Origin of the sequence: Streptomyces sp. NPDC001339 (assembly GCF_042895955.1) — a bacterium.
Taxonomy (GTDB): domain Bacteria; phylum Actinomycetota; class Actinomycetes; order Streptomycetales; family Streptomycetaceae; genus Streptomyces.
The window spans coordinates 448,166-470,960 of the sequence record NZ_JBIAWT010000002.1; the positions used below are offsets into that span (position 1 = coordinate 448,166).

Below are 22,795 nucleotides of genomic sequence, written 5' to 3' on the forward strand. Positions count from 1 at the left end.
GACGCGGTGGACGCCCGGGGTGGAGCATCCGGCCTCAGGGGAACAGTCCGCTCGCGGAGGCGTTCGGTCAGTGGTCGGTCGAGCCGACCAGCCCTGCCACCAGCTGACGCGCGTACGCGGTGTCGAGCCCGTCGGGGCGGAAGAGGATGCGGTACATCATGGGGGCGACGACGCGGTCGAGGACCGTCTCGACGTCGGGTGTGGTCTCCTCGCGGCCGGCCGCGCGGTCGAGGATGACGTCGATCTGCTCGGCCGCGTAGGCGGAGCACTGGCCGGCGTTGCTGCCGTCCGGGTCACCGAGCAGGGCGTCGCGGATGTAGGCGCGGCCCGTGGGGGCGGCCATCTCCTCGAGGAACTGCTCGGCCCAGGCCTCGAGGTCGGACCTCAGGCTTCCCTTGTCCTGCGGCGCCGTCTCGGGCCGCAGGCGCTCGACCGCCACGTCCGACAGCAGCTCCTGCAGATCGCCCCAGCGGCGGTAGATCGTGGACGGGGTGACTCCGGCGCGGGTTGCCACCAGGGGGACCGTGAGCGCTTCGCGGCCCACCTCCGCCTCGAGTTCGCGCACGGCGGCGTGCACCGACGCCTGCACCCTGGCGCTGCGCCCGCCGGGGCGCACCATTGGCTTTCGGCTCATACAACCACCGTAAAGCAAATATGTTGCTTCAAGCGCTCGTCCGTGACCCCGGCCGGTCAGGCCGGGGCCACGCGGTCGGTTCGTTACACCGCCGCCGGCCGGCGCGCGGGCTGCGTCTGCTCGTAGGCGTGGCCGACCCTCAACAACGCCGGCTCCCCGAGGGGGCGGCCGAGCAGCTGCATGCCGATGGGCAGGCCTGTCGTGTCGTGTCCGACCGGCACGGACAGCGAGGGCACCCCGGTGATGTTGGCGGGGGCCGAGAGGCGTACGTAGGCGTCGGAGACACCCTCGACGGTGCCGTCCGGCCAGGTGAGAGTGGACTGGTCCGCCTTCGCCGCGGTCGCCGGGACCGTCGGGGCGGCGATCACGTCGACCTCCTCCAGCAGGCGCGCCCAGGCCTGCCGCATGAGGGTGCGGGAGCGCTGGGCGCGCAGGTAGTCCCCGGCCGGCATCAGCTCGCCGGCTTCGAGAAGGATGCGGACGTCCGCCTGGTACAGCTCGGGGACCGCGCGCAGGGTTCGCTCGTGGTAGGCGGTGGCCTCCGGCACCATCAGGCCCCACTGGGTGGCCTGGATGTAGCGCGTCATCGGGATCTCGACCTCGACGAGGCGCGCGCCGAGGGTCTCGAGTTCGGCGATGGCGCGCCGGACGGCGGCCTCGACCTCCGGGTCGACGTGGTCGAAGTAGTAGTTGCGCGGCACACCGACACGCAGCCCTGTCAGATCCGTACCCGCGCCCGGCCGGTAGTCCGCGGTGGACGTGGTCAGGGAGGCGGGGTCGCGGGGGTCGTGGCCGGCCAGGGCGGTCAGGACCAGGGCCGCGTCCTCGACGGTGCGAGTGATCGGCCCGACGTGGTCCAGCGACCAGGACAGTGACGTGATGCCGTGGCGGGGGACGAGGCCGTAGGTCGGCTTGAGGCCGACGACTCCGTTGAGCGCAGAGGGCACCCGGATCGACCCGCCGGTGTCGGTGCCCAGCGCGAAGGTCGCGGTGCCCGCGGCGACGGCGACGGCGGATCCGCCGCTGGAGCCGCCCGCGACCCGGTCCTGGTCCCAGGCGTTGTGGGTCTGCGGGGTGGTCAGACCGTAGGCGAACTCATGGGTGTGGGTCTTGCCGACCAGGACCGCGCCGGCCGCGGTCAGGCGTGCGGCGACCGTGCTGTCGGCCACCGCGCGGTGGTCCGCGCGGACCCGGGAGCTGGCCGTGGTGGCCGCGTCGGCGACGTCGATCAGGTCCTTCAGCCCCATGGGGATACCGTGCAGCGGGCCGTGCAGGCGGCCGGCAGCGACCTCCTGCTCGGCCTCGCGCGCCGCCCGGCGTGCCTGTTCCGCGGTGACGGTGACGTAGGCCTTCAGGTGCGGTTCCGCCTTCTCGATCCGGTCGAGGACGGAGTCCACCAGCTCGACGGGGGACAGCTTCCGTGCCCGGATCGCGTCAGCGGCTGCGGCGAGGGACAGCTCATACGGCTGCATCGTTCTTCTCCTCTCCCGCGCGGTAGGCGGCGGCGGGCGGGGCGTCCCCGAAGTCCAGTTCCCGCAGGACCGTGACGACGGAGTGGATGTGGTCGGCGGTGGCGGCCACCGCGGCGTGCCGGTCGGCCCGCAGCGGGAGCCCTGCACGGTCGGCCCACAGGGCCGCCTCCGGCGGCGTGAGTTCAGCAGCGGACATGAGCGTTCTCTCCCGATCGAGCTGGAGCTGTGGAGCAATCCCCGCACCAAAAGCTAACGGTTTGCTTTAAGCGACACTAGGGCATACGGTGGCTTAAAGCAAACCCGTTGCGTTTAGCGGAAGGAGTCTCATGTCCGGCGCCACACCGGGCGCACCCGCACCATGCCCCTCCTCGACCGCCTGCCCCGGCACGGTGAACCGCTCCGCGGCCTTCGTCCTCGACGCGTCGATCCTGGCCTCGCTTCTGGCGGCCTCCAGCGCGCCGACGCCCCTGTACCCCCTCTACCAGGACCAGTGGGGCCTGACCGCCCTGACGGTCACGGTGATCTTCAGCGCCTACTCCCTGACGCTGCTGGTGGCCCTGCTCACCGTCGGAGCGCTCTCCGACCACCTGGGGCGGCGCCCCGTCCTGGTGGGCGCCCTGGTCCTGGAGGCAGTCTCGATGCTGGTCCTGGCCTCGGCGGACGGCGCCGGCCCGCTGATCGCCGCCCGCATCCTGCAGGGAGCGGCCACGGGCGCGGCCACCAGCGCCGCGGGCGCCGCCCTCCTCGACCTGGCGGACCCCCGGCGTGCGGGCCGGTCCGCCCTGACCAACAGCCTCGCCCCGGTCGCCGGCATGGCCGCCGGCGTACTGGTCGCCACCCTCCTCGTCCGCTTCGCCCCCGCCCCCACGGCCACCGTGTACGTGCTCCTGGCGGCACTGTTCGCCGCCCAGGCGATCGCGGTCACGTTCATCCCGGAGACGGCCCGCACACGCGCCGGGGCGTTGCGCTCCCTGCGGCCGCAGCTCGCCGTGCCGCCCACGGCCCGCCGCGCCCTACCGGCGGCCGGCACCGGAGTCGTCGCCGTCTGGGCACTGGGAGGCTTCTACTCCTCCCTCGGCCCGGCGCTCGTACGCCTCGTGGCCCCCGGCGCCCCGTACGCGCTCGGCGGCATGGTCTTCTTCACCGTCAGCGCCGCGGCCGCGCTCACCGTGTGGACGCTGCGGCGAACAGCGCCGTTCGCCGCAGCCACCGGCGGAGCCGTGGTGGTGATCCCGTCCGTGGCCCTGAGTCTGCTCGGTCTGCACGGCGTCGGCCTGCTCGCCGTCTACGCCGGCGCGGCCCTGGCGGGCGTCGCCTTCGGCGCCGTCTCCCAAGGCGCGCTGCGCATGATGCTCACCTCGCTCGGCGAACAGGACCGCGCCGCGACCCTGGCCGCCTACTACGTCCTCAGCTACCTGTCCATGAGCGTCCCCGCCATCGCCGCGGGCGCCACGACCCAGCACTTCGGACTGCGGACCACCTCCCACACCTACGCCGTAGCCGCAGCCCTGCTCGCCGTCGCGGCGGTGGCAGCACTGACCGCGTCACGGCGCAAGGCGCTCCACGCCGCAGACGACCACCTCCGCTGAAAACCACTGAAGAACAAAGGAAACGACGGACCATGAACGCCTCACCGGCCGATGAGACCACCACCATCCCCTCCTGGACCGTGGGCGACGTCACCGTCCGCCGCATCGACGAGGTCCCCCTGCCGCCCGCGACCGGACCCTGGCTGCTGCCGGACGCCACCACGGATGTGGTCAAGCAACAGGACTGGCTGCGCCCCGACTTCGCCGACCACGACGGCATCCTGCGCATCGACAGCCACAGCTTCGCGTTCGCCCTGGGCGGGCTGCGCATCCTCGTCGACACCGGCATCGGCAACGGCAAGGAGCGGGCCAACCCCGCCTGGCACAACCTGAGGACCGACTTCCTCGATCGCCTCACCGCCGCCGGTTTCCCCCCGGACTCCGTCGACCTGGTGATCCTCACCCACCTGCACGCCGACCACGTCGGTTGGAACACGCGGGAGGTGGACGGCGAGTGGGCCCCCACCTTCCCCAACGCCCGCTACCTCACCTCCCGCATCGAGCGGGAGTTCTGGGCCACGTACGACATGGAAGAGGCGCGCAAGCAGATGTTCCACGACTCCGTGATCCCCATCGAGAAGGCGGGGCTGCTCGACCTCGTCGACGTCCCGGCCGAGGGAGCCGAGATCGCCCCGGGCCTGCGCCTGCTGCCCACGCCCGGCCACACCCCCGGCCACCTCGCCGTCGAGCTGACCAGCCAGGGTGAGACCGGGCTGATCACCGGCGACTGCATCCACCACCCGGTCCAGTTCGCCCACCCCTCCATCGGTGCGTGCGTCGACATCGACCCGGAGCAGTCCGAGGCCTCCCGCCGCAAGCTGCTCGGCTCCCTCGCCGACACGCAGACCCTGGTCCTCGGCACCCACTTCGCGCCGCCCACCGCCGGCCGCGTGATCACCGACGAGAACGCCTACCGGCTCGCGCCCGTCCCCGCAGCCCCGCAGACCGTCTCGCAGTGACCCGCTCCAGAGCCGCGGCTCGCACACGGGCAGTCACGGGTGTGCGGGACACCGGGCGCCCAGGGCGTCCTTCGGGGCGCGCAGCGCGTTGTGCGTACGGGACTTGACGGGGCCGGGGGGTATGCCGAGGTGTTCGTAGGTCTGCCGGACGCTGTGGCCGCGGTAGTAGGTGAGGGGGATCATCTCCCGTTGCCGGGCGGTGAGTTGGTCCAGGGCATCCAGGACGACCTGTGAGGTGAGGATGCGGTCGGCGGCGTCCCGGACGGGGAGGTTGACGTCGTCGATGCTGTGAGTCTCGAGCGGGCGGAGGAGGCTGCGGGCATCTTTCGGATCTTGCGCCAGACTCGCCTGGGCGTCGTGGGTGTCTGACGTTGCCCGTCGCGTGATGCCTGTCCGTTCGTCAGGTGAAGGGGCCGTCGAGCGTGAAGCGGCGCAGTTGGCGGGCGAAGGTCTCGGCCTCGCCGGGTGGCCATGAGGACAGGCTCGCCGTGATGTGGGCGGCCAGTCGTGTGCGCAGCTCGGCCACGGTGAGTCTGCCCTGCTCGGTGAGGACGAGTAGATGTGCGCGCCGGTCGGTGGGGTCCGGTTCGCGTCGGATGAGGCCGGCGTCCTCCAGCCGGGAAGCCCGGCGTGTGACGCCGGAGCGGTCGAGCCCCACATCGGGTGCCAGATCGGCCGCGCTGCACGGCCCGGTCCGGGCGAGTGCGCTGAGCACGGGGTAGGTCAGTTCGTCCACCGCCTCGCCTGCCCCTTCGGTCAGCTTCCTGTGCAGCTGCGTGCGGGTGGTGCGCCGCAGCAGGATGCCCAGCGCGTCCGCGATCTCGTGTCCTGCTTCTTTCTTCATTCCCCAAGAATAGCGTGCGCGGCGCACGCACTCGGTGCTACAGTCAAGGAGAAGCGTGCGCGGCGCACGCATATCTGTTCCTTCCGAAAGGACTCCCATGACTCGCACCGGCATCGAGGCCGCCCTGACCGACCTGCTCTTCAATGGCGACCTCACCCTGCAGGAGGCCGTTGACCGTCACTTCACGCCGGAGTACCGCCAGCGCACTGACGGAGAGTGGGCTGACCGCACCGAGTTCCTGGAGCACATCGCTCACCTGCGCACCCTCGTCGCCGACGGTCACGTCGAGGTCCACGAGGAGCTGTACGACGGCAACAAGTACGCCGACCGGCACACCGCCCACATCACGAAGAAGGACGGCACGAGCGTGCGCATGGAGGTGTACGTGTTCGCCGACCTGGCGGCCGACGGCCGGTTCAGCCGCATCGAGGAGACCACCCTGATGCTCCAGGGCTCCAGCTCCGACCGCAATATCGGCAGCGCCCGCTAGGCAGTTTCGTTTGGATCAGCGTGCGGACCAGAGGAAGATGCCTGCGATGTGGAGTCCAGCCATGTAGATGGTCGCGGTCTTCTCGTAGCGAGTCGCGATGCCTCGCCACTGCTTGAGGCGGTTGATGCATCGCTCGACGGTGTTGCGCTGCTTGTAGGTCTCCCGATCGAAGGCCGGCGGCCTGCCGCCGGCCTTCCCCGACGCAGCCGGTGACCTTGTTGGTCCGCCGGGACGGGGATCACCGCTCGGATTCCACGCCTGCGCAGGAGCTCGCGGATCGCGCGAGAGGAATACGCCTTATCGGCCAGGACCACGTCCGGCCGGGTGCGGGGCCGTCCACGACGTCGGGGAACGCGCAGGCGAGCCATGACATCCGTGAAGGCGGGCGCGTCACCGGCCTGACCGGCGGTGACAACGAAGGAGAGTGGACAGCAGCGGGCGTCGGCAGCGGATTCCTGACAACCGACGTCCTCATCCGATACAGAGCCGCACCTGCACCCCGGCGCCGAGAACCGTCTGGGGACGCAGGAACTTCCGCAGGAACGCCTCATCCGCCGGGGTGAGGGTGAAGTAGCGGATCAGCTCGTCCTTGCCGATCGCCGGGAACGAGCGCAGGGTCTCCAACTCCTCATCGGAGAACACCCGCGTTGCCATCTGCACGCCCCTCTCGCCGCCGGATTCACTCGTTCGGCGCAACGAGCCACCGGCTCCCCAGCAACGGGCCAGGTCAGGGGCTACTCCGTTGTTTTTTCGGCGAGTACTAATGGGACCCCGGCGCGCGCTGACCGGGCGGGCCGGGCAACCCCGAGCGGCCCCCGGGCCCCGTCCGGCCCGGGCGGCCGCTCAGTCGCCGCTGCGCGGCTTCACCACCCGTCCCGCCCGCGTGAGCTCCGCGTTGAACTGGGCGCCGCAGAGCAGCGACAGGTGGGAGAACCACAGCCAGATCAGGAAGACCACGGGCCCCGCCAGCGAGCCGTACAGGCGGTTGAAGGTGCCGACGTACGAGGTGTAGACGGCGAAGCCCGCGGACGACACCAGCCACAGGAGCACCGCGACCACCCCGCCGGGAACCATCCGCCGCACCCCACGGGTGCCGCGCGGCCCGGAGCGGAACAGGACCATCGCCAGCACCGTGGCCAGCAGGAGCAGCAGCGGCCACCGCAGCAGGTTCCAGGTCGTCTCGCCGGCGTCGCCCAGCCCCAGCTCCCGGCCCGCCCAGTCCGCGATCGGCCCGCTCACCAGCAGTGCCACCGCGCTGCTGAGCAGCAGCGCCATCAGCAGCAGCGCCGTCGCCAGGATCCGCGGTGCCTTGTGCCACGGCGGCCGGTCGTCCTTCGTCCGGTGCATGGCCTGCAGCGCCCGGCGGAACACCGCCAGATAGCTGCACGACGACCACAACGCGCTGGCCAGGGCGCCGCCCACCACCACCCAGGCGGCGGTGCGCTGATGGGACATGGTCACCAGCGCACGGTGCACGGTCGGGGCCGACTCGGCCGGGGCGATCGCACTGATCTGGTCGATCAGCTGCTCGGTGGCCGACGGGCCGGCGAGACCGATCAGCGACACGGTCACGATCAGCGACGGCAGCAGCGCCAGCACCGAGTAGTACGTCAGGCTCGCGGCCCAGTCCGTCACATCGTCGCGCCACACGGACACCGGCGTGCGACGCAGCGCGGTGCGGTAGTGGGCCCAGGCCGGCCGGGCGGGCGGCCGCCGGGGGACGCGTACGGGGTCGGGGACGAGGCCGGGGACGGGTGCGCCGCCCGCCGGCGCCGCCGCCCCGTCCGACCGGTCCGCCCCGTCCGTACGGGTCGGCAGCATCCGGTCCGCCCCTGCCCCCGCTCCCGGCTCCGGCGGCCCGCCGCTGTCGCCCATGTCGTAGCTGTCCTCTCCGCCCATACGTCGTGCGTCATCCTCCCCGACGCTCCCCCCGACGGACTGTCCCCGACGGTTCTCCGACGGATTCTCCCCGACGGTCCGCCCGACGGACTTCCCCGACGGACCGCCCGACGGATTCTCCCCGACGCCGGGACCGTCGGCCGACGGCCGTCAGGCGAACGGCAGCGCTCGCCAGGGAGAGGACGGGTCCTGGGTGAGGACCCGGTGGAGGTGCACGGCCTCGGCGTACTGGGGACCGAACCAGCCGTTGTCGAACGCCAGCAGCCGGCCCAGCAGGTAGCCCGCGGCGTACTCCTCCCACGAGCCGTACACCTCCCGGGCCCGTGCGGCGACCTGCTGGACGGCCTGCTCGGCCTGCTGCGGAGTGCACAGCCGGGCGCTCAGGCCCCAGCGGACCAGGCCGACGGCGTGTGCGTGGTCCAGCGCGCGCAGGGACACCACCCGGCCGTCGGCCGGCAACAGCCCCTCCGTGCGGAGCCGTTGCTCGTAGGCGGTGACGAGCTCGGGGACCTCCGTGGCGTCGCCGTCCTCCTCGCCGCTGCCCGCGCTGCCCTCACCACCTGCGCCGTCCCCGCCGTCCGCGGCGTTCCGCGCCCGCAGCGCCGCCTCCGTGCCGGCCGGGACGAACTGCCCGCCGAGCAGCTGGTCCAGGCGCTGCTGCCAGGTGGCCGGGTCGGTCACCGACCACTGCCCGCGGAGCGTCTCGGCGTCCGTGGCAGGGTCGAGGAAGGCGGTACCGAGCTCGTTCCACGGCACGCTGTGGTGCACCGCGACCGGTGCGCCACACGCCAGCCCCTGCGCCACCGGGCCGTGCAGCGGTCCGCTGAAGAGGGTGACGAGCAGCCCGCCGGGCCGTACTCCGAACTGGGCGCGGATCTGCTGCCAGGCGGCGCGCTGCGCGGGGAACGCGGCCAGGTACGCCGCGCACGGCGTCCCGGGGTTGACGGCGAGCTTCCACTTGTCGTTGGGCCAGTCCTGCGCCAGCTCCTCCACCGAGACCCGGTCGAAGAGCTGGTGTGGCTGCCACGGCGGCAGCATGCCGCGGGTCAGGACCGGAATACAGGTGCCGCCGATCGCCGGGTCGTCGTAGACCGGCAGCGGGTCCTGGCCCGGCAGCGGCGCCGCCAGGTACAGGTCCTCACCGGCGATCGCCGCGATCTGCCCATTGACGTCACCGCGCGCCGTCGCTTCACACAGCCGCCGCTCGGTATCCGTCGGCGGCATCCAACCCGGAGTAGCCACGGGCCAAGACCCTACGGCGGTCCCGCCGCGGCCCGGAAACCGGGGTGGACGGCCGGGCGGACGATGGGGTGGATGGCTGGGGGGACGGTGGGGTGGACGGCCGGGCGGACCGTGGGGTGGAACGGCGGACGCGCCGGCACGCGCGCCCCGCGCCGATCCGGTTTCGTGCGCCGCGCCGGCCCGGTTTCACCCCTGTGCCGTCGGCTGGGGATGGATGACGGCGAAAGCGGCCCCCTGAGGATCGGTCACCACGGCCATCCGGCCGGCCATCATGTCGAACGGCTGCTGGAGCGCCGCACCGCCGGCCGCGGTCACCTTGTGCACGGTCGCGTCGGTGTCGGCCACCGAGAAGTACGGCAGCCAGTGTGACGGCGTATCGGGCGGCATCTGCTCGGACATGGGCTGCATCCCGCCCACCGGGCGGCCGTCCACGTGGAGCGCGTAGTAGTGGTCGGCGCCCTCTACGGGGACGCTCTCGATACCGAAGACGGCCTGGTAGAAGGCGGAGGCGACGGAGCGTTCGGTGGTGTTGAGCTCGTTCCAGATCAGCGCGCCGGGTTCGTTCACGAGGCCGGCGCCGGGGAAGTCCACCGGCTGCCAGATGCCGAACACCGCTCCGGTGGGGTCGGCGGCGATGGCCATGCGGCCGAGCGTCATCACGTCCATGACGGGCATCAGGACCGTGCCGCCGGCGTCGCCGACCGCCTGCGCGGTGGTGTCCGCGTCGGCGGATGCCAGGTAGGTGGTCCAGACCGTCGGGGGCGGGGGCTGGCCGCCCATCGCCATGGCGGCCATGATGCCGGCCACCGGTTTGCCGTGCAGCTCGCACACGGAGTAGCCGCCGGTCTCCGCGGGCCCGATCTCGCCGGTCCAGCCGAAGACGCCGGAGTAGAAGTCGATGGCGCCCTGCTGGTCAGGGGCTGCGAGATCGACCCAGCAGGGGGTCCCGGGCTGATAGGACGAGGTGACTTCGGGCATCGTGACCTCCTCGGCGGGGGTGCCTCTCCGGCCCGCCCGGCCGGGGACGCGTCGGGCAGGGGAGAGGAGCGGGACAAGGGGAGAGGAGCGGGACGAAGCGGCGCGGGACGTCCGGTCCCGCCGTGCGTCGCGGAGATCCCTCCGCGCCCACTCTCCACCCTTCCCACCCTCTCCGCCGTCCGCGGAGCCCGCCACTCGGGCCCCGCCGGCACCCCACGCGGCGGCGTCGCCGGCACGCCACGCGACGGCGCCGCCCGTACGGGCCGGGCGGCGCCGCGGCAGTGGCCGGGCCGGAGCGGTCAGGCCGCTGCCGAAGGGTGTCCGGGCCGGAGCGGTCAGGCCATGTCGAAGGTGTCCGGGTCCGGGCCGAGGCGCGTGCCGTTGTCCAGCCCGGAGAGCTCGGCCAGGTCCGCGTCGTCCAGCTCGAAGCCGAAGACGTCGAAGTTCTCGGCGATGCGGGACGGCGTGGCGGACTTCGGGATGACGACGTTGCCGAGCTGGAGGTGCCAGCGCAGCACCACCTGGGCGGGGGTTTTGCCGTGCTTGGCGGCCAGCGCGGCGATCGCCGGCTCCTCCAGGAGGCCCTTGCCCTGGCCCAGTGGCGACCAGGCCTCGGTGGCGATGCCGTGCGAGGCGTGGAAGGCGCGGGCCTCGGCCTGCTGGAGCCGCGGGTGCAGCTCGATCTGGTTGACGGCCGGGACGACTGAGGTCTCGCCCAGCAGCCGCTCCAGGTGGGCGGGCTGGAAGTTGGAGACACCGATCGCCTTGGCGCGGCCGTCCGTGTAGATCTTCTCGAAGGCCTTGTAGGTGTCGACGTACGTGTCCCGGGCCGGGAGCGGCCAGTGGATCAGGTAGAGGTCGACGTACTCCAGGCCGAGCTTGTCCAGCGAGGCGTCGAAGGCGCGCAGTGCGGAGTCGTAGCCCTGCTCGGAGTTCCACAGCTTGGTCGTGACGAACAGGTCCTCACGGGGGATGCCGGAGGCGGCGAGAGCCCTGCCGGTGCCCTCTTCGTTGCCGTATATCGCCGCAGTGTCGATGCTGCGGTACCCGGCGTTCAGGGCGTGGCCGATCGCCGCGGCCGCCTCGTCGTCGGGGATCTGCCAGACGCCGAAGCCGAGCTGGGGCATCGTGATGCCGTTGTTGAGCGTGATGGACGGAACCTTGCTCACGGGGGAATCGATCCTTATGTCGCCGTACGTGGTACAGATCGTTCAACGATCATCCGCTCTGTCACATTCCCGCGCATCCCGATCGTGAGTTCGCTGAGGGCGAAGGCGCCGGCGCAGAGCACGGTGAGCCCGGTGCACAGCTCCAGCGCGCCGGTCAGGCCGGGGAGCCCGGTGGTGGCCGGGGAGGCACCGGAGGAGAGTCCCGCGGGGACCGCCGTGGCCAGCCACTGCCAGCCGGCGGAGGCGAACGCCGTGGCGCTGCCCGTCCAGGCCGCGGCGAGCGCCGTACGCACCCGCAGCCGGGGCGGCGGGGAGGGGAGGACCAGAAGCAGCAGTCCCACGGCCCCGGCCAGCAGGAGCAGCCCGTTCGACCAGTCCGAGGCCGCGCTGATGACCGTCCGGGCGTCTGCCTGGGCCGCGTCCATGCCCAGTGTCGAGCCCGCGCCCCAGAGCACGTCGAGCGCCCCGAGCAGGGCGAGCAGCAGCGCGGCCGGCAGCAGGAAGATCCGTTGCACCGCCCGGGTACCGGTGTCCGGGAGCGCCCCCAGCGGGAGCCGCAGCAGGTTGCCCCAGCGCTGGTGGGCGTAGACCGCGAACGCGCCGAGCAGCGTGACGGCCTCGACGGTGAAGCCGCCGTAGACCACCACGAAGACCCACGGCGCGAGGAAGTTGCCGGAGCCCATCGGGTGGGGGAGACCGGTGAACACTCCGGCCAGGCTGCCGCCCAGCACGCCGGCGATCAGCGGGATGAGCAGCCCGGACGCCGCCCACAGCGGGAACAGCAGGAGCCACGCGGGGGTCCGCCGGCCGGCCGGGCGGGTGAGGGTGTAGGCCACCACCGCGGCGACGGCATCGAGGAGGAAGGTGAAGGCATTGGCCGCGACCCAGGTGGTGCGGCTGAAGCGGTGGGGGTCGACGACACCGATGTCGAAGCCCAGCAGCCACAGCAGTTTGAGCGTGAGGTACGGCAGACAGGCGAGCATCGCGAGCCGGCCGAGCAGAGGGAGGCGACGGGAATCCATACTCCGCAGCCTTCCGGGGGCGGCGGCGGTGCACGTCGGACCTGCGGACGATCTGCCTCCGCCGTCCGGCGGAGCCCGCCGTACACCTCTCGCCCTGAGCCCTGGTAGAGGCTCGCCCTCAGCCCTGGCAGAGGTCAGCCCTGGCAGAGGTCAGCCCTGGTAGAGCGCGTCCACCTCCACCGAGTACGCCGCCTCGATCGCCTTGCGCTTGAGCTTCAGCGACGGCGTCAGCAACCCGTGCTCCTCGGTGAACTGGTGAGCCAGTATCCGGAACGTACGGATCGACTCGGCCTGCGAGACCAGGGTGTTGGCGGCGACGACCGCGCGCCGGATCTCGGTCTCCAGGTCCGGGTCGTGCACCAGGTCCGACGGCGGCAGCTCCGGCTTGCCGCGCATCGCCAGCCAGTGCGTGACCGCCTCCGGATCCAGCGTCACCAGCGCGGCGATGAACGGCCGGTCGTTGCCGACGACGATGCACTGGGCGACCAGCGGATGTGCCCGCACCCGCTCCTCCAGCCCCACCGGTGAGACCGTCTTGCCGCCGGAGGTGACCAGGACCTCCTTCTTCCGGCCGGTGATCGTCAGATAGCCGTCCTCGTCGAGGGCGCCCAGGTCACCGGTGGCGAACCAGCCGTCGTGCAGGACGGCATCGGTCGCCTTGGCGTCGTTGTGGTAGCCCGCGAAGATCTGGTCTCCGTAGAGCCAGACCTCGCCGTCCTCCGCGATGTGCACGGTCGTGCCGGGGATGGGGGTGCCGACCGTGCCGAAGCGGGTCTGCTCGGGCGGGTTGGCGGTGGCGGCCGCGGTGCTCTCCGTCAGGCCGTAACCCTCGAAGATCCGCACACCGGCGCCGGCGAAGAACAGCCCCAGCCGGCGCTCCATCGCCGAACCGCCGGACATCGCGTACCGCACCCGGCCGCCCAGTGCCGTACGGACCTTGCTGTAGACCATCTTGTCGAAGACCTGATGCTGCATCCGCAGCGCGGCGCCGGGTCCGGATCCGGTGCCGAACGCCCTGTTCTCCTGTGCCTCGGCGTAGCGGACCGCGACCTCCACGGCCTTGTCGAACGGCCCCGCCTTGCCCTCCGCCTCGGCCTTCCGCCGGGACGCGGCGAAGACCTTCTCGAAGATGTACGGCACCGCCAGGATGAAGGTGGGCCGGAAGGACTGCAGATCGGGCAGGAGGGCCTGGGCCGTGAGCGCGGGCTGGTGGCCCAGCTTCACCCGGCCGCGGACCGCGGCGACCTGCACCATGCGCCCGAAGACATGCGCCAGCGGCAGGAAGAGCAGCGTCGCCGCCTCGTCACCGGGCTTCGAGGTGAAGACCGTCTCGTAGCGCATGACGACGTTGTCGGCCTCGGCCATGAAGTTGGCGTGGGTGATCACGCACCCCTTGGGGCGGCCGGTGGTGCCGGAGGTGTAGATGATCGTCGCGATGGCGTCCGGGGTGACGGCCAGCCGGTGGCGGTGCACCACCTGGTCGTCGATGTGCGCACCGGCCGAGGTCAGTTCGGCCACCGGGTCGGCGTCCAGCTGCCACAGCTTGCGCAGCTGCGGAAGCCGGTCGATGACCGAGCCGATGGTCATCGCGTGGTCCTCATGCTCGACCAGGCACGCCGAGACGCCCGAGTCGTGCAGCATCCAGAAGACCTGCTCGGCCGACGAGGTCGGGTACAGCGGTACGGACTGGACGCCGATCGACCAGAGCGCGAAGTCGAACAGGGTCCACTCGTAGCGCGTACGGGACATGATGCCGACCCGGTCGCCGAACCGGACGCCCTGCGCGATCAGGCCCTTGGCCAGGGCGAGGACCTCGTCCCGGAACTGGCCGGAGGTGACGTTCTGCCAGTTTCCCGCGGCGTCCTTGCGCGCGAGGGCGACGCGGTCGGGGTCGGTCCCGGCGTGCTCGAAGACCGCATCCGCCAGCCCGCCGACCCGGGGCGCGGTCGCCAACGGCGGGACGGTGAACTCGCGCAATGGCTCAGCTCCTCGTGGTGTTGCTCACAAGGCCGCGACCGTACCCCAAGGCGATGACATCCGGCAGTGCCCTACCACGGAGTGAACGCACCCCCATGGGAACTGGCCATCGGAAGAATTCAGATGACTTCGGGCGATCATGGACACGATCCGGAGTCTTCGACGCGCGACGATCACGACGCCGGGACCATATCTGCACCAAATCTCTGCACATGACACCGAATCGCGCGCCGGGGCGGACAATCCGTTGGGAACGGGGCGTCGGGGCGTCGGGGCGGAGGGGCGCAGGGCACAGAGCCCAGGGCCTGCGCCGGAGTCCCTACTAGGGAAGCTGTAGCCGGTCGCCGCCCGCGAGGATCGCCTCGGCCAGTGCCTCCGCCGGGCCGCGCGCCGCGAGGTCGCGCTGCCCGTGGACGAGGACGAAGTCCACCCCGCCCAGATCCGGCAGCCCGGTGCGCGGCGGAAGTTGGACCAGGCCTGGCGGAATCATGCCCCTCGTATGCGCCATCACGCCCAGACCTGCCCGGGTTGCGGCGATCAGCCCGTTCAGGCTTCCGCTGGTACAGGCGATCCGCCACTCCCGGCCCTGCCGCTCCAACGCCTCCAACGCACGCGCCCGGGTCACCGCCGGTGGCGGATGGACCACCAGCGGGACCGGCCGCTCCGGATCCAGCCGCAGCCGCCCGGTGCCCACCCACACCAGCCGGTCGTGCCACACCAGCCGCCCATGGAACTCCTCCGGCCCCCGTTTGGCGAGGACGAGATCGAGCCGCCCGGCAGCCAGCAGCTTGTGCAGGGTGCCCGACAGCTCGACGGTCAGCTCCAGATCGACCTCGGGGTGCTCCCGGCGGAACCCCTCCAGGACCTCCGGCATCCGGGTCAGCACGAAGTCCTCGGAGGCGCCGAAGCGGAGCCGGCCACGCAGCCGGGTGCCCGCGAAGAAGCTCATCGCCCGCTCGTTCGCCTCCAGGATCGAGCACGCGAAGCCGAGCATCGCCTCCCCGTCCTCGGTCAGTTCCACGCCGTGGGTGTCCCGCGCGAACAGCCGCCGCCCGGCGGCCTCCTCCAGCTTCCGCACGTGCTGGCTCACGGTCGACTGCCGCAGCCCCAGCCGCCGGGCGGCCTGCGTGAAGCTCAGGGTCTGCGCCACCGCGAGAAAGGTGCGCAGCTGAGCGGGCTCGAACATGATCCCCTCCCCGGCACGTCATCGAGTCATCGAGTCATCGAGGTGTCCATCGCGAATGGTGATGACAGTGACCACGGTAAGCGGGGTTCCCGATCGCCGCACCACCCGACACCCTGGAGAGATCATCGTCCGCGTACCGTCCCAGAGCCGCCGCCCCAAAGCCGCCGTCACAGAGCCGCCGACCTCAGAGCCGCCGGCCGAAGAGAGATCAAGAGAGACCAAGAGAGATCATGCGCCGTCCCTTGTTCAAGCTGCCCGCCTGGCTTCCCGTGGACGGCTATCTCCTCGCTCTCGCGGGCACGGTCGCCCTGGCCGCGCTGCTGCCCGCCCGCGCGGCGGCCGCCCCGGTCGCCGACGGCGCCGCCACCGGAGCCGTCGCCCTGCTCTTCTTCCTTTACGGTGCCCGGCTCTCCACCCACGAGGCGATGGCCGGCCTGCGCCACTGGCGGCTCCACCTCACCGTCCTGGCCTGCACCTTCGCCGTTTTCCCGGTGCTCGGGCTGGCCACCCGGGTACTGGTCCCACACGTCCTGCCGCCCACCCTCCACACCGGTCTGCTGTTCCTGTGCCTGGTGCCTTCGACGGTCCAGTCCTCCATCGCCTTCACGTCCCTCGCCCGCGGCAATGTCGCGGCGGCGATCTGCGCCGGCTCGTTCTCCAGCATCGCCGGAATCGTCATCACGCCACTGCTGGCCGGGCTCGTCCTGCACGGTGCGGGCGGCGGCTTCTCGGCCGACTCGCTGCTCTCGATCGTCTGCCAGCTGCTGCTGCCGTTCCTCGCCGGGCAGGTGCTGCGCCCCCGGATCGGTGGCTTTGTCGCACGCCACAGGAAGGCCCTCGGCTACGTGGACCGCGGCTCGATACTCCTCGTCGTCTACGCCGCCTTCAGCGCCGGTACGGTCCAGGGCATCTGGCACCAGGTCTCCCCGCTGCGGCTGTTGTGCCTGCTGGGCGTGGAGGCCGCCCTGCTCACCGTGATGCTGACGGCCACGTCGTACGGCTCCCGGCGGCTCGGCTTCCCCCGGGAGGACCGGATCGCCATCACCTTCGCCGGCTCCAAGAAGAGCCTGGCCGCCGGCCTGCCCATGGCGAGTGTGCTCTTCGGCGCCCAGGCCGGCCTGATGGTGCTGCCGCTGATGCTCTTCCACCAGATGCAGTTGATGGTGTGCGCGGTGCTGGCGAAGCGGTACGCGGCTCAGACGGCATCGGAGGAGGAGGGGGAGAGGGAGCGTGCATCGGAGGGGAGAGGGGAACGGGAGACACCGCCCGCGTCCACCCCAGCCACCACCGATGGCAACGGCCAACAGCGAACAGTGAACAGCCAACAGCGAACGGCCAACGGTGAACGGCCAACAGTGAGGTGATCACCGGCCCGGCCGGCTGACCCGGTCCAGCGGCAGCCCCAGCACCATCGGTGCGCGCACCGACGCGTTCCGCCTGCGTACGCCGGCCAGCTCCGCGTCGGTCAGCGACCGCCGGTAGACCCGTACCTCGTCGAGCGCGCCGGTGAACTGGGCGCGGCCGTCCGGCCGCTGCCCCAGGTGGACGCCGAAGACCGAGCCGCGGCTGACCGAGCCGGGGACATCGCGGACCGCAGTGGTCCGGGTGCCGTCCACGGTGAGCAGCAGCCGGCCGCCCGTGCGGCGCAGCGCGAGGTGGTGCCACGTGCCGTCGTTGTCCGCGTCGTGGGTCCCGACCTGGGCGGTGGCGGCCGGCCGGGCGCCGTGGACCGCCGTGACGCGGGCGACGATCCGGTCGTGGCCGGGGTCCCCCGCCACCACGACCTGCGGGGCCGCGCTGCCCACCCCGCCCATCCACAGCAGCGGCTGTTCGCCCGTGCCGGCGTCGTAGCGGAACCACAGAGTGCAGGTGAAGTCATGGCTGCCCAGGGGGAGGTGGGCACGGAACGGCAGACGTACGGCGTCGTCCCGGCCGTCGAAGGACAGCGCCCTGCCGAAGCGGCCGCGGGTGGGGCGTGCACCGCCCAGGACGAGGGCCGGCCGGGCACGGGGCGCGAGGTCATGGGTGGTGGGGTCCGGGCCGCGCCGTCGGCCGAGCCACTCCTCGGTGAAGCGGACGAAGCGGACCTCGTCCCGCGAGTCGGCCGCACCGCCCTCGTACAGCAGGCCGGTGACCTCGGGGGAGATCGCCACCAGATCCGAGTAGCCGGACCAGTCGGAGGTGACCCGGGCGCCCCGGTCGGCGTCCTCCCAGGTGCGGCCCTCGTCCCAGGAGGAGCGGATGGTCATGGTCCGGCGCCGGTCGGGGTCGGCCGGCGCCGCGAGCAGGGTACGGCCGCGGCCGTGGCCGCCGGCGGTGCGCGAGCGCGGCAGGCGGAAGGCCGAGGCCTGCACCATCGGGGTGTAGAGGCCGGGGAGGGCGCGGAACGGCGCGGTGAAGGTGTCGCCGCCGTCGCGGCTGACCGCCGCGGTGCGATGGCCCAGGTCGGTGCCGTCCTGTTCGCGGCCGTTGACGTAGATCGAGCCGTCGGAGCGTTCCAGGAGGGTCATCTCCGAGGGCTTCTGACGGAACGTGCCTCCGGCGGCGACGGGCCAGGTATCCAGCGCGCCGATCCGCCAGGTGACGCCGCCGTCGTCGCTGTGGACCAGGGCGGCGTGTGCGGCGGTGACCCGGTTGCCCGCGGAGCTCTCGGAGTTGATACCGAAGACCAGCCGGCCCGCGTGCCGCCCGTGGGAGAGCTGGATGCCGTGCCCGGGCCCGGTGGCGTACCAGGCGTTCCACCGCGCGGGGCGGATACCGGCGGTCAGGTCGCGGGGCGCGGACCACGTCATGCCGTCATCGTCGCTGTACTGGAGGTGCGGTGTGCGAGGGCACGGAACAGCGCAGCCGAGGCCGTCGGCGCGGCCGTCGTTATGCGTCTCGACGAGGACGATGCGGCCGGTGCGGCGGTCGACGATGGGCACGGGGTTGCCGTGGGTGCCCCCGTTGCCGGGGCTGACGACCTGGAGCGGGCCCCAGGTCCGGCCGCCGTCGGTGGAGCGCTTGAGGACGAGGTCGATATCGCCGGCGTCGCCGCAGTCGTGCCGGCGGCCCTCGGCGAAGGCGAGCAGAGTGCCGCGCCGGGACTTGACGACGGCCGGTACCCGGAAACAGAAGTAGCCCCGTTCCCGTACGGCTTTGAAGAGGACCTGCTGCTCAAAACCACCGGTCGGAGGAGGTGCCGCCGCCGTCACGGCTGTGCGGCCGCCGCCCGCCGCCCTGCCAGAGGCGGCGTGCGCGGGGGCGGCGGGCGACAGCCCGACGGCTGCCGAGGTGAGTGCGGTGAGTGTGGTGAGTGCGGTGAGCAGGACAGCGGCACGCCGCCGCGGGGAGCCGGGCCGGTGGGGGAGGCCGGGGCGTACGCGGAGAACTGACCTCATGGTCCGGCCTGCCCTTCGGGGAATCGGCGGTCGGGTCATCAGGACATCCGGCGTTCCTGTGCGTCCCAGACGGAAGCTACTGTCGCCTCCCCCTCCCACCAAGGAACCGGCCTCGGTTCTCCGGGCCACAACCGGATTTCACCCGCCCGGCCCGCAGACACCACGCCGCAGACACCACGCCGCACACCCGCACCTGCCGCGTACCTCGTATCCCCTGCTCGCGGGGGTGTGGTCCGAAGGCGCCTCAGCTCGTGGCGCCGGCTGTGTGCAGCGCGATCCGGTGTTCACCCGCGTACACGTTCATCGAGGTCCCGCGCAGGAACCCGACCAGGGTCAGCCCGGTCTCCTGGGCCAGATCGACGGCGAGCGAGGACGGCGCGGAGACCGCGGCCAGCACGGGAATTCCCGCCATGACGGCCTTCTGCGCCAGCTCGAACGACGCCCGCCCGGAGACCATCAGCACCGCCGACGAGAGCGGCAGCAGCCCCTGTTGCAGCGCCCGACCGACGATCTTGTCGACCGCGTTGTGCCGCCCCACGTCCTCCCGGATGTCGAGCAGTTCCCCGTCCGCCGTGAAGAGCGCGGCGGCATGCAGCCCCCCGGTCCGCTCGAACACCCGCTGGGCGGCCCGCAGCCGGTCGGGCAGGGCGGCGAGTGTCGCAGGCGTCAGACGGACCGGGGTGTCAGGGGAGGCGGCGGTGGTCAGCGGCCAGCGCGTGGTGGCCCGTACCGCGTCCAGACTGGCCTTGCCGCACAGCCCGCACGAGGACGTCGTGTAGACGTTGCGCTCCAGGGTGATGTCCGGGATCACCACGCCGGGGGCTGTCTTCACGTCCACCACGTTGTACGTGTTGACCCCGTCCTCCGTGGCTCCCGCGCAGTAGAGGATGTTCCGCAGCTCGTCGGCCGCGCCCAGCACACCCTCGCTGACCAGGAACCCCGCGGCGAGCGCGAAGTCGTCGCCGGGCGTACGCATCGTGATCGCCAGCGGCTTGCCGTTCAGCCGGATCTCCAGCGGCTCCTCGGCGACCAGCGTGTCCGGGCGGGTGGAAACGACCCCGTCCCTGATGCGGATCACCTTGCGTCGTTCCGTGACTCGTCCCATGTCCCGATCAGTCCCAGGTTCGGCATACGGCGCTGCTGACGTGCCCGGCAGCTCTCGCGTTCATTGTCCTGCACGTGCACCGTGCACCGTGCGGCCGCAGCCCCCGCCACGGCGGGCGTCCTGGCGTGTCACGGAGGCACGCCATCATCACGCGCCCACGTCGTACGTGGCTGCGCCCTCACGTCACCGTGTCAGCGCATGGCCGTGTCCTCACGTGACCGTGTCAGCGAATGGCTGTGTCCTCACGTGGTCGTGTCAGCGCGCGGCCGCCGAAGGCGCCCGAGCCGTCGGCCGCCGCCCATGCCTTCGCCACCCCGTCCTGGTCCAGCGACCGCCAGTCAGGAGTGTCCTGCACCAGGAACCGGCCCAGTCGCCGCCCCAGTTCCACCATCGTGCGGCCGGTCTCGCCGCGCTCGGCACCGTAGGCCGCCAGTGCGTCGGGGCGCCGCGGGAGCGAGCGCAGTGCGGACTCCAGGGCGGCGGCGTCCTGGAGCGCCTTGACCGCGCCGGCACCGGTGTGCGGACGGACGACAGTGGCCGCGTCGCCCGCCAGGAGCAGCCTGCCCGCCGTGTACCGCGGCGCCGTGAAGTCGTACATCGGCTGGATGAACCGTTCCTCGGATGGCGTCAGGCGCACCAGACCGCCCCAGAACGGAGGCAGCAACTCCCCGGTGACATAGGCGAGATGGGAGTGCAGAGCATCGGCGAGGGTGCCGGGCGGCAGACTGGTGGGCGTATCCAGGTCCAGATCGAGACCGGCGGGCGGGGTGGTGTAGAGCACCCAGTTGACGCGATGTCCGCCGTGGCCGTCCGGAATGCGGTAGATGATGACGTGCCCGCCCGGGAAGACACCGTAGATGCAGTCCTCCTCCGGCCAGGGGCGCGCCGGAAGGCCCGGGAAGTCGAGTTCCGCAAGCCGGCCGGCGGGAACCGCGCCGCGCCAAGCCAGATAGCCGGCGTAGCGCGGCCGGATATCGGGAAAAGCCGCCTCACGAACCACCGAGCGATAGCCGTCGGCCCCGATGACCAAGTCGAAGCGCTCCGTGCGCCCTCCGTCTTCCCTGTACCCGACACCGTCCCCCGCACCGCCCTTTTCCCCTTCCCTCCTTTCCCCGTCCCCCCTTTCCTCGCCGCCGCTTCCGCTGCCTCTCTCGCCGATGTCCAGTGTGAGCCGTGCGCCGTCCGGATCGTCGCTGACCGCGCGGACCGTCACCCCGGACCGGAAGGAGGTGCCGGCGGGCAGCCGACGGCGTAACTCCTGCCAGAGCGGGCCCCAGCAGTACGAGCGGAACGGAAAGGGGAGTGCCGCGATCTGCCGGCCGAGCGGCGCGGCGCCGTCGCGGACGTACCAGCGGCGGGTGGTCAGCTGCACCCATGGCATTGCCGCGTCCATGTAACCGGCCGCGGTCAGCTCGGCGTACCGGTCGTTGTGCATGGCGAGGCCGACACCGCGGTCAGCCAGATGACCGGCGGCGCGTTCGTGGATGGTGATCCGGGTGGCACCGGCACGATGGGCGGCGAGCGCGGTGGCGCAGCCGGCGATACTGCCGCCGACGATGGCGACATCGGCTCCCTCGAATGAGATGTTGCCCGCGCCCGCGCCTGGGCCTGTGCCCCTGCCTGGGCCCGTGTCCTTGCTCATGCCCGTGCTCCTCCCCTTGCCCTTGCCCCTGCCCTTGCCCCGGTGGCCCCGCATCCGGTTCCGTCCCTCCCCTATCCGCCTGACCGTCCGTCCTTCTGTCCTTCTGCCCTTCCGGTGGCCGATGGCCGGCTCTCCTGGCTCAATTGGCGTCATTCTCCCAGGCGTTGAGGGCCACCGGGATCCGGCACATGGTGCCGCCGATGTGGCCTTCGGCACGATAGGGAGTGCGGAGGGATGGACCGGCGGGGACGTGGGTATGGGCCTACGCCGAGGCCGAGCCCCAGTGCGTGGGCGCGGTCCATACCGAGCGGCCCGGTGGTGGGTTCTGTGGGGGAGCCTGCCACCGGGCGTCCATCCCGACCGCACAGGCCACGTCGCCGCTGGCTGTTGGCCGCCAGGCGCCAACGCCAACCGCCGGGTGTCCGATCCGCGAGACCGTGCCCGCCCGCCAGGCCCGGCCGGGTAGTGTGCACTCGATCACCGAACGAGCACGAATGGCGAGTGGCACATGAGCGAAGGCACAGCACCGGCGGCCGGTGAAGCGGCCTCCGTCGCCGACGAGATGGCCCGCGAGCGGCTGCTCTACCTGCGCAGCAGTATCGACAACCTCGACGCCGCACTGGTGCATCTGCTCGCCGAGCGTTTCAAGTGCACCCAGCAGGTCGGGGAGCTCAAGGCTCGGCACAGCCTGCCCCCCGCCGACCCGGCCCGGGAAGCCGCCCAGATCGCGCGGCTGCGTCGCCTCGCCGAGGACGCCCGGCTGGACCCGGCGTTCGCCGAGAAGTTCCTCAACTTCATCATCGACGAGGTGGTCCGCCACCACCGCGCGATCGCCGACCGTACGCAGGGACAGGCGGGGGAGCCTGTCGAACCTGCCGCTGACTGAACCGGTCCGCTGCGCTTGGCTTGCTTCCCACGTTGTTGTCTGCGGCGCCGCGGTGGTTGCTCGCCGTTTGACTTGGCGGCCGGCTGTTCTTCTTCGCTTTCTCGCCGTGTCGCCTGGCGGCGGGCTGTTTGCCGCTGCGCGGGGCTGTACGTCACGGGTGCGCCCCTCCGGACTGCCGTCCTGCGGTCCGCCCCCTCCCGTGGGTGGGTGAAAGAAGACCGGTGGGGGCGTCCGTAAGCGATCACCTACCCGCAGTGGACCACTCACGCACGCCCCCACCCACCGTTTTTCCTCCCACTCCCGGGAGGGGCCGCTCCGCAG

The 22,795-nt window shown here is 71.9% G+C and carries 21 protein-coding genes and 1 pseudogene; 5 read left to right on the forward strand and 17 right to left on the reverse strand.

The features are described from left to right. Positions 1-67: 67 nt before the first annotated feature. The 3 genes from ACFY12_RS07205 to ACFY12_RS07215 form a co-directional block, all read right to left on the reverse strand. On the reverse strand, positions 68-634 hold the full coding sequence (locus ACFY12_RS07205; RefSeq protein WP_390714734.1) for a TetR/AcrR family transcriptional regulator: 567 nt from the start codon (positions 632-634) through the stop codon (positions 68-70). Between the two features lie 83 nt (positions 635-717). Further along, positions 718-2,106, reverse strand: a complete 1,389-nt coding sequence (locus ACFY12_RS07210; RefSeq protein ID WP_390714735.1) for an amidase — start codon at positions 2,104-2,106, stop codon at positions 718-720. Then, on the reverse strand, positions 2,093-2,302 hold the full coding sequence (locus tag ACFY12_RS07215; RefSeq protein WP_390714736.1) for a hypothetical protein: 210 nt from the start codon (positions 2,300-2,302) through the stop codon (positions 2,093-2,095). Before ACFY12_RS07215 ends, ACFY12_RS07210 begins: the two co-directional genes overlap by 14 nt. Positions 2,303-2,432: 130 nt before the next feature. Between ACFY12_RS07215 and ACFY12_RS07220 the strand changes: the two genes are divergently transcribed. Continuing rightward, positions 2,433-3,695 (forward strand): MFS transporter, encoded by a 1,263-nt coding sequence (locus ACFY12_RS07220; protein WP_390714737.1) that lies wholly within the window; start codon positions 2,433-2,435, stop codon positions 3,693-3,695. A 32-nt stretch (positions 3,696-3,727) separates the two neighbouring features. Then, a complete protein-coding gene (locus ACFY12_RS07225) occupies positions 3,728-4,654 on the forward strand; it encodes an MBL fold metallo-hydrolase (protein WP_390714738.1) in 927 nt (308 codons plus the stop codon). 33 nt (positions 4,655-4,687) lie between these two features. Here ACFY12_RS07225 and ACFY12_RS07230 read toward each other — a convergent pair whose 3' ends face one another. Together ACFY12_RS07230 and ACFY12_RS07235 are read right to left on the reverse strand one after the other, a co-directional pair. Beyond that, positions 4,688-5,041, reverse strand: a complete 354-nt coding sequence (locus ACFY12_RS07230; RefSeq protein WP_390715076.1) for a sigma factor-like helix-turn-helix DNA-binding protein — start codon at positions 5,039-5,041, stop codon at positions 4,688-4,690. A 13-nt stretch (positions 5,042-5,054) separates the two neighbouring features. After that, positions 5,055-5,498: a MarR family winged helix-turn-helix transcriptional regulator gene (locus ACFY12_RS07235; protein ID WP_390714739.1), complete on the reverse strand. Its 444-nt coding sequence runs from the start codon at positions 5,496-5,498 to the stop codon at positions 5,055-5,057. A 97-nt stretch (positions 5,499-5,595) separates the two neighbouring features. On the opposite strand from ACFY12_RS07235, the gene ACFY12_RS07240 reads away from it, so the two are divergent. Continuing rightward, positions 5,596-5,988 carry a nuclear transport factor 2 family protein gene (locus ACFY12_RS07240; protein WP_390714740.1) on the forward strand — a complete coding sequence of 131 codons (393 nt, stop codon included), beginning with the start codon at positions 5,596-5,598 and terminating at the stop codon, positions 5,986-5,988. Positions 5,989-6,003: 15 nt separating this feature from the next. Here ACFY12_RS07240 and ACFY12_RS07245 read toward each other — a convergent pair. From ACFY12_RS07245 to ACFY12_RS07285, 9 genes and pseudogenes are all read right to left on the reverse strand, one after another. Beyond that, positions 6,004-6,437, reverse strand: a pseudogene (locus tag ACFY12_RS07245) (IS5 family transposase); the annotation flags it as partial. 22 nt (positions 6,438-6,459) lie between these two features. Further along, positions 6,460-6,642 carry a DUF4158 domain-containing protein gene (locus ACFY12_RS07250; protein WP_390714741.1) on the reverse strand — a complete coding sequence of 61 codons (183 nt, stop codon included), beginning with the start codon at positions 6,640-6,642 and terminating at the stop codon, positions 6,460-6,462. A 189-nt stretch (positions 6,643-6,831) separates the two neighbouring features. Further along, complete coding sequence (locus tag ACFY12_RS07255) at positions 6,832-7,887, reverse strand: YihY/virulence factor BrkB family protein (RefSeq protein WP_390714742.1); 1,056 nt, start codon at positions 7,885-7,887, stop codon at positions 6,832-6,834. A 150-nt stretch (positions 7,888-8,037) separates the two neighbouring features. Further along, positions 8,038-9,111 carry a DUF1266 domain-containing protein gene (locus ACFY12_RS07260; protein WP_390714743.1) on the reverse strand — a complete coding sequence of 358 codons (1,074 nt, stop codon included), beginning with the start codon at positions 9,109-9,111 and terminating at the stop codon, positions 8,038-8,040. 204 nt (positions 9,112-9,315) lie between these two features. Next, on the reverse strand, positions 9,316-10,107 hold the full coding sequence (locus ACFY12_RS07265; RefSeq protein WP_390714744.1) for a VOC family protein: 792 nt from the start codon (positions 10,105-10,107) through the stop codon (positions 9,316-9,318). A gap of 335 nt (positions 10,108-10,442) precedes the next feature. Continuing rightward, positions 10,443-11,276 (reverse strand): aldo/keto reductase, encoded by an 834-nt coding sequence (locus tag ACFY12_RS07270; protein WP_390714745.1) that lies wholly within the window; start codon positions 11,274-11,276, stop codon positions 10,443-10,445. A gap of 14 nt (positions 11,277-11,290) precedes the next feature. After that, entirely contained in the window at positions 11,291-12,298 is a 1,008-nt protein-coding gene (locus ACFY12_RS07275) for a hypothetical protein (protein ID WP_390714746.1), read from the reverse strand. 150 nt (positions 12,299-12,448) lie between these two features. Further along, positions 12,449-14,275, reverse strand: coding sequence for an AMP-dependent synthetase/ligase (locus ACFY12_RS07280; protein ID WP_390714747.1), 1,827 nt, complete (start codon positions 14,273-14,275; stop codon positions 12,449-12,451). Between the two features lie 322 nt (positions 14,276-14,597). Further along, entirely contained in the window at positions 14,598-15,461 is an 864-nt protein-coding gene (locus ACFY12_RS07285; protein ID WP_390714748.1) for a LysR family transcriptional regulator, read from the reverse strand. A gap of 230 nt (positions 15,462-15,691) precedes the next feature. Between ACFY12_RS07285 and ACFY12_RS07290 the strand changes: the two genes are divergently transcribed. Then, entirely contained in the window at positions 15,692-16,825 is a 1,134-nt protein-coding gene (locus ACFY12_RS07290; protein ID WP_390714749.1) for a bile acid:sodium symporter family protein, read from the forward strand. Here the strand turns inward: ACFY12_RS07290 and ACFY12_RS07295 are convergent, their stop codons facing one another. The 3 genes from ACFY12_RS07295 to ACFY12_RS07305 form a co-directional block, all read right to left on the reverse strand. After that, positions 16,826-18,841 (reverse strand): exo-alpha-sialidase, encoded by a 2,016-nt coding sequence (locus ACFY12_RS07295; RefSeq protein ID WP_390714750.1) that lies wholly within the window; start codon positions 18,839-18,841, stop codon positions 16,826-16,828. Between the two features lie 244 nt (positions 18,842-19,085). Then, the gene (fdhD, locus tag ACFY12_RS07300) at positions 19,086-19,946 is read right to left on the reverse strand and encodes a formate dehydrogenase accessory sulfurtransferase FdhD (RefSeq protein WP_390714751.1); all 861 of its coding nucleotides are present in this window, start codon (positions 19,944-19,946) and stop codon (positions 19,086-19,088) included. A gap of 223 nt (positions 19,947-20,169) precedes the next feature. After that, positions 20,170-21,588, reverse strand: a complete 1,419-nt coding sequence (locus ACFY12_RS07305) for an FAD-dependent monooxygenase (RefSeq protein WP_390714752.1) — start codon at positions 21,586-21,588, stop codon at positions 20,170-20,172. A 508-nt stretch (positions 21,589-22,096) separates the two neighbouring features. Between ACFY12_RS07305 and ACFY12_RS07310 the strand changes: the two genes are divergently transcribed. Further along, entirely contained in the window at positions 22,097-22,474 is a 378-nt protein-coding gene (locus ACFY12_RS07310) for a chorismate mutase (RefSeq protein WP_390714753.1), read from the forward strand. Positions 22,475-22,795 lie beyond the last annotated feature (321 nt).

Excerpts from the sequence above, each read along its gene's own strand:
- ACFY12_RS07205 (WP_390714734.1), bottom strand. The coding sequence starts at position 634 with ATGAGCCGAAAGCCAATGGTGCGCCCCGGCGGGCGCAGCGCCAGGGTG.
- ACFY12_RS07210 (WP_390714735.1), bottom strand. The coding sequence starts at position 2,106 with ATGCAGCCGTATGAGCTGTCCCTCGCCGCAGCCGCTGACGCGATCCGG.
- ACFY12_RS07215 (WP_390714736.1), bottom strand. The coding sequence starts at position 2,302 with ATGTCCGCTGCTGAACTCACGCCGCCGGAGGCGGCCCTGTGGGCCGAC.
- ACFY12_RS07220 (WP_390714737.1), top strand. The coding sequence starts at position 2,433 with ATGTCCGGCGCCACACCGGGCGCACCCGCACCATGCCCCTCCTCGACC.
- ACFY12_RS07225 (WP_390714738.1), top strand. The coding sequence starts at position 3,728 with ATGAACGCCTCACCGGCCGATGAGACCACCACCATCCCCTCCTGGACC.
- ACFY12_RS07235 (WP_390714739.1), bottom strand. The coding sequence starts at position 5,498 with ATGAAGAAAGAAGCAGGACACGAGATCGCGGACGCGCTGGGCATCCTG.
- ACFY12_RS07240 (WP_390714740.1), top strand. The coding sequence starts at position 5,596 with ATGACTCGCACCGGCATCGAGGCCGCCCTGACCGACCTGCTCTTCAAT.
- ACFY12_RS07250 (WP_390714741.1), bottom strand. The coding sequence starts at position 6,642 with ATGGCAACGCGGGTGTTCTCCGATGAGGAGTTGGAGACCCTGCGCTCG.
- ACFY12_RS07255 (WP_390714742.1), bottom strand. The coding sequence starts at position 7,887 with ATGGGCGGAGAGGACAGCTACGACATGGGCGACAGCGGCGGGCCGCCG.
- ACFY12_RS07260 (WP_390714743.1), bottom strand. The coding sequence starts at position 9,111 with ATGCCGCCGACGGATACCGAGCGGCGGCTGTGTGAAGCGACGGCGCGC.
- ACFY12_RS07265 (WP_390714744.1), bottom strand. The coding sequence starts at position 10,107 with ATGCCCGAAGTCACCTCGTCCTATCAGCCCGGGACCCCCTGCTGGGTC.
- ACFY12_RS07275 (WP_390714746.1), bottom strand. The coding sequence starts at position 12,298 with ATGGATTCCCGTCGCCTCCCTCTGCTCGGCCGGCTCGCGATGCTCGCC.
- ACFY12_RS07285 (WP_390714748.1), bottom strand. The coding sequence starts at position 15,461 with ATGTTCGAGCCCGCTCAGCTGCGCACCTTTCTCGCGGTGGCGCAGACC.
- ACFY12_RS07290 (WP_390714749.1), top strand. The coding sequence starts at position 15,692 with ATGCGCCGTCCCTTGTTCAAGCTGCCCGCCTGGCTTCCCGTGGACGGC.
- ACFY12_RS07295 (WP_390714750.1), bottom strand. The coding sequence starts at position 18,841 with ATGAGGTCAGTTCTCCGCGTACGCCCCGGCCTCCCCCACCGGCCCGGC.
- fdhD (WP_390714751.1), bottom strand. The coding sequence starts at position 19,946 with ATGGGACGAGTCACGGAACGACGCAAGGTGATCCGCATCAGGGACGGG.
- ACFY12_RS07305 (WP_390714752.1), bottom strand. The coding sequence starts at position 21,588 with ATGAGCAAGGACACGGGCCCAGGCAGGGGCACAGGCCCAGGCGCGGGC.
- ACFY12_RS07310 (WP_390714753.1), top strand. The coding sequence starts at position 22,097 with ATGAGCGAAGGCACAGCACCGGCGGCCGGTGAAGCGGCCTCCGTCGCC.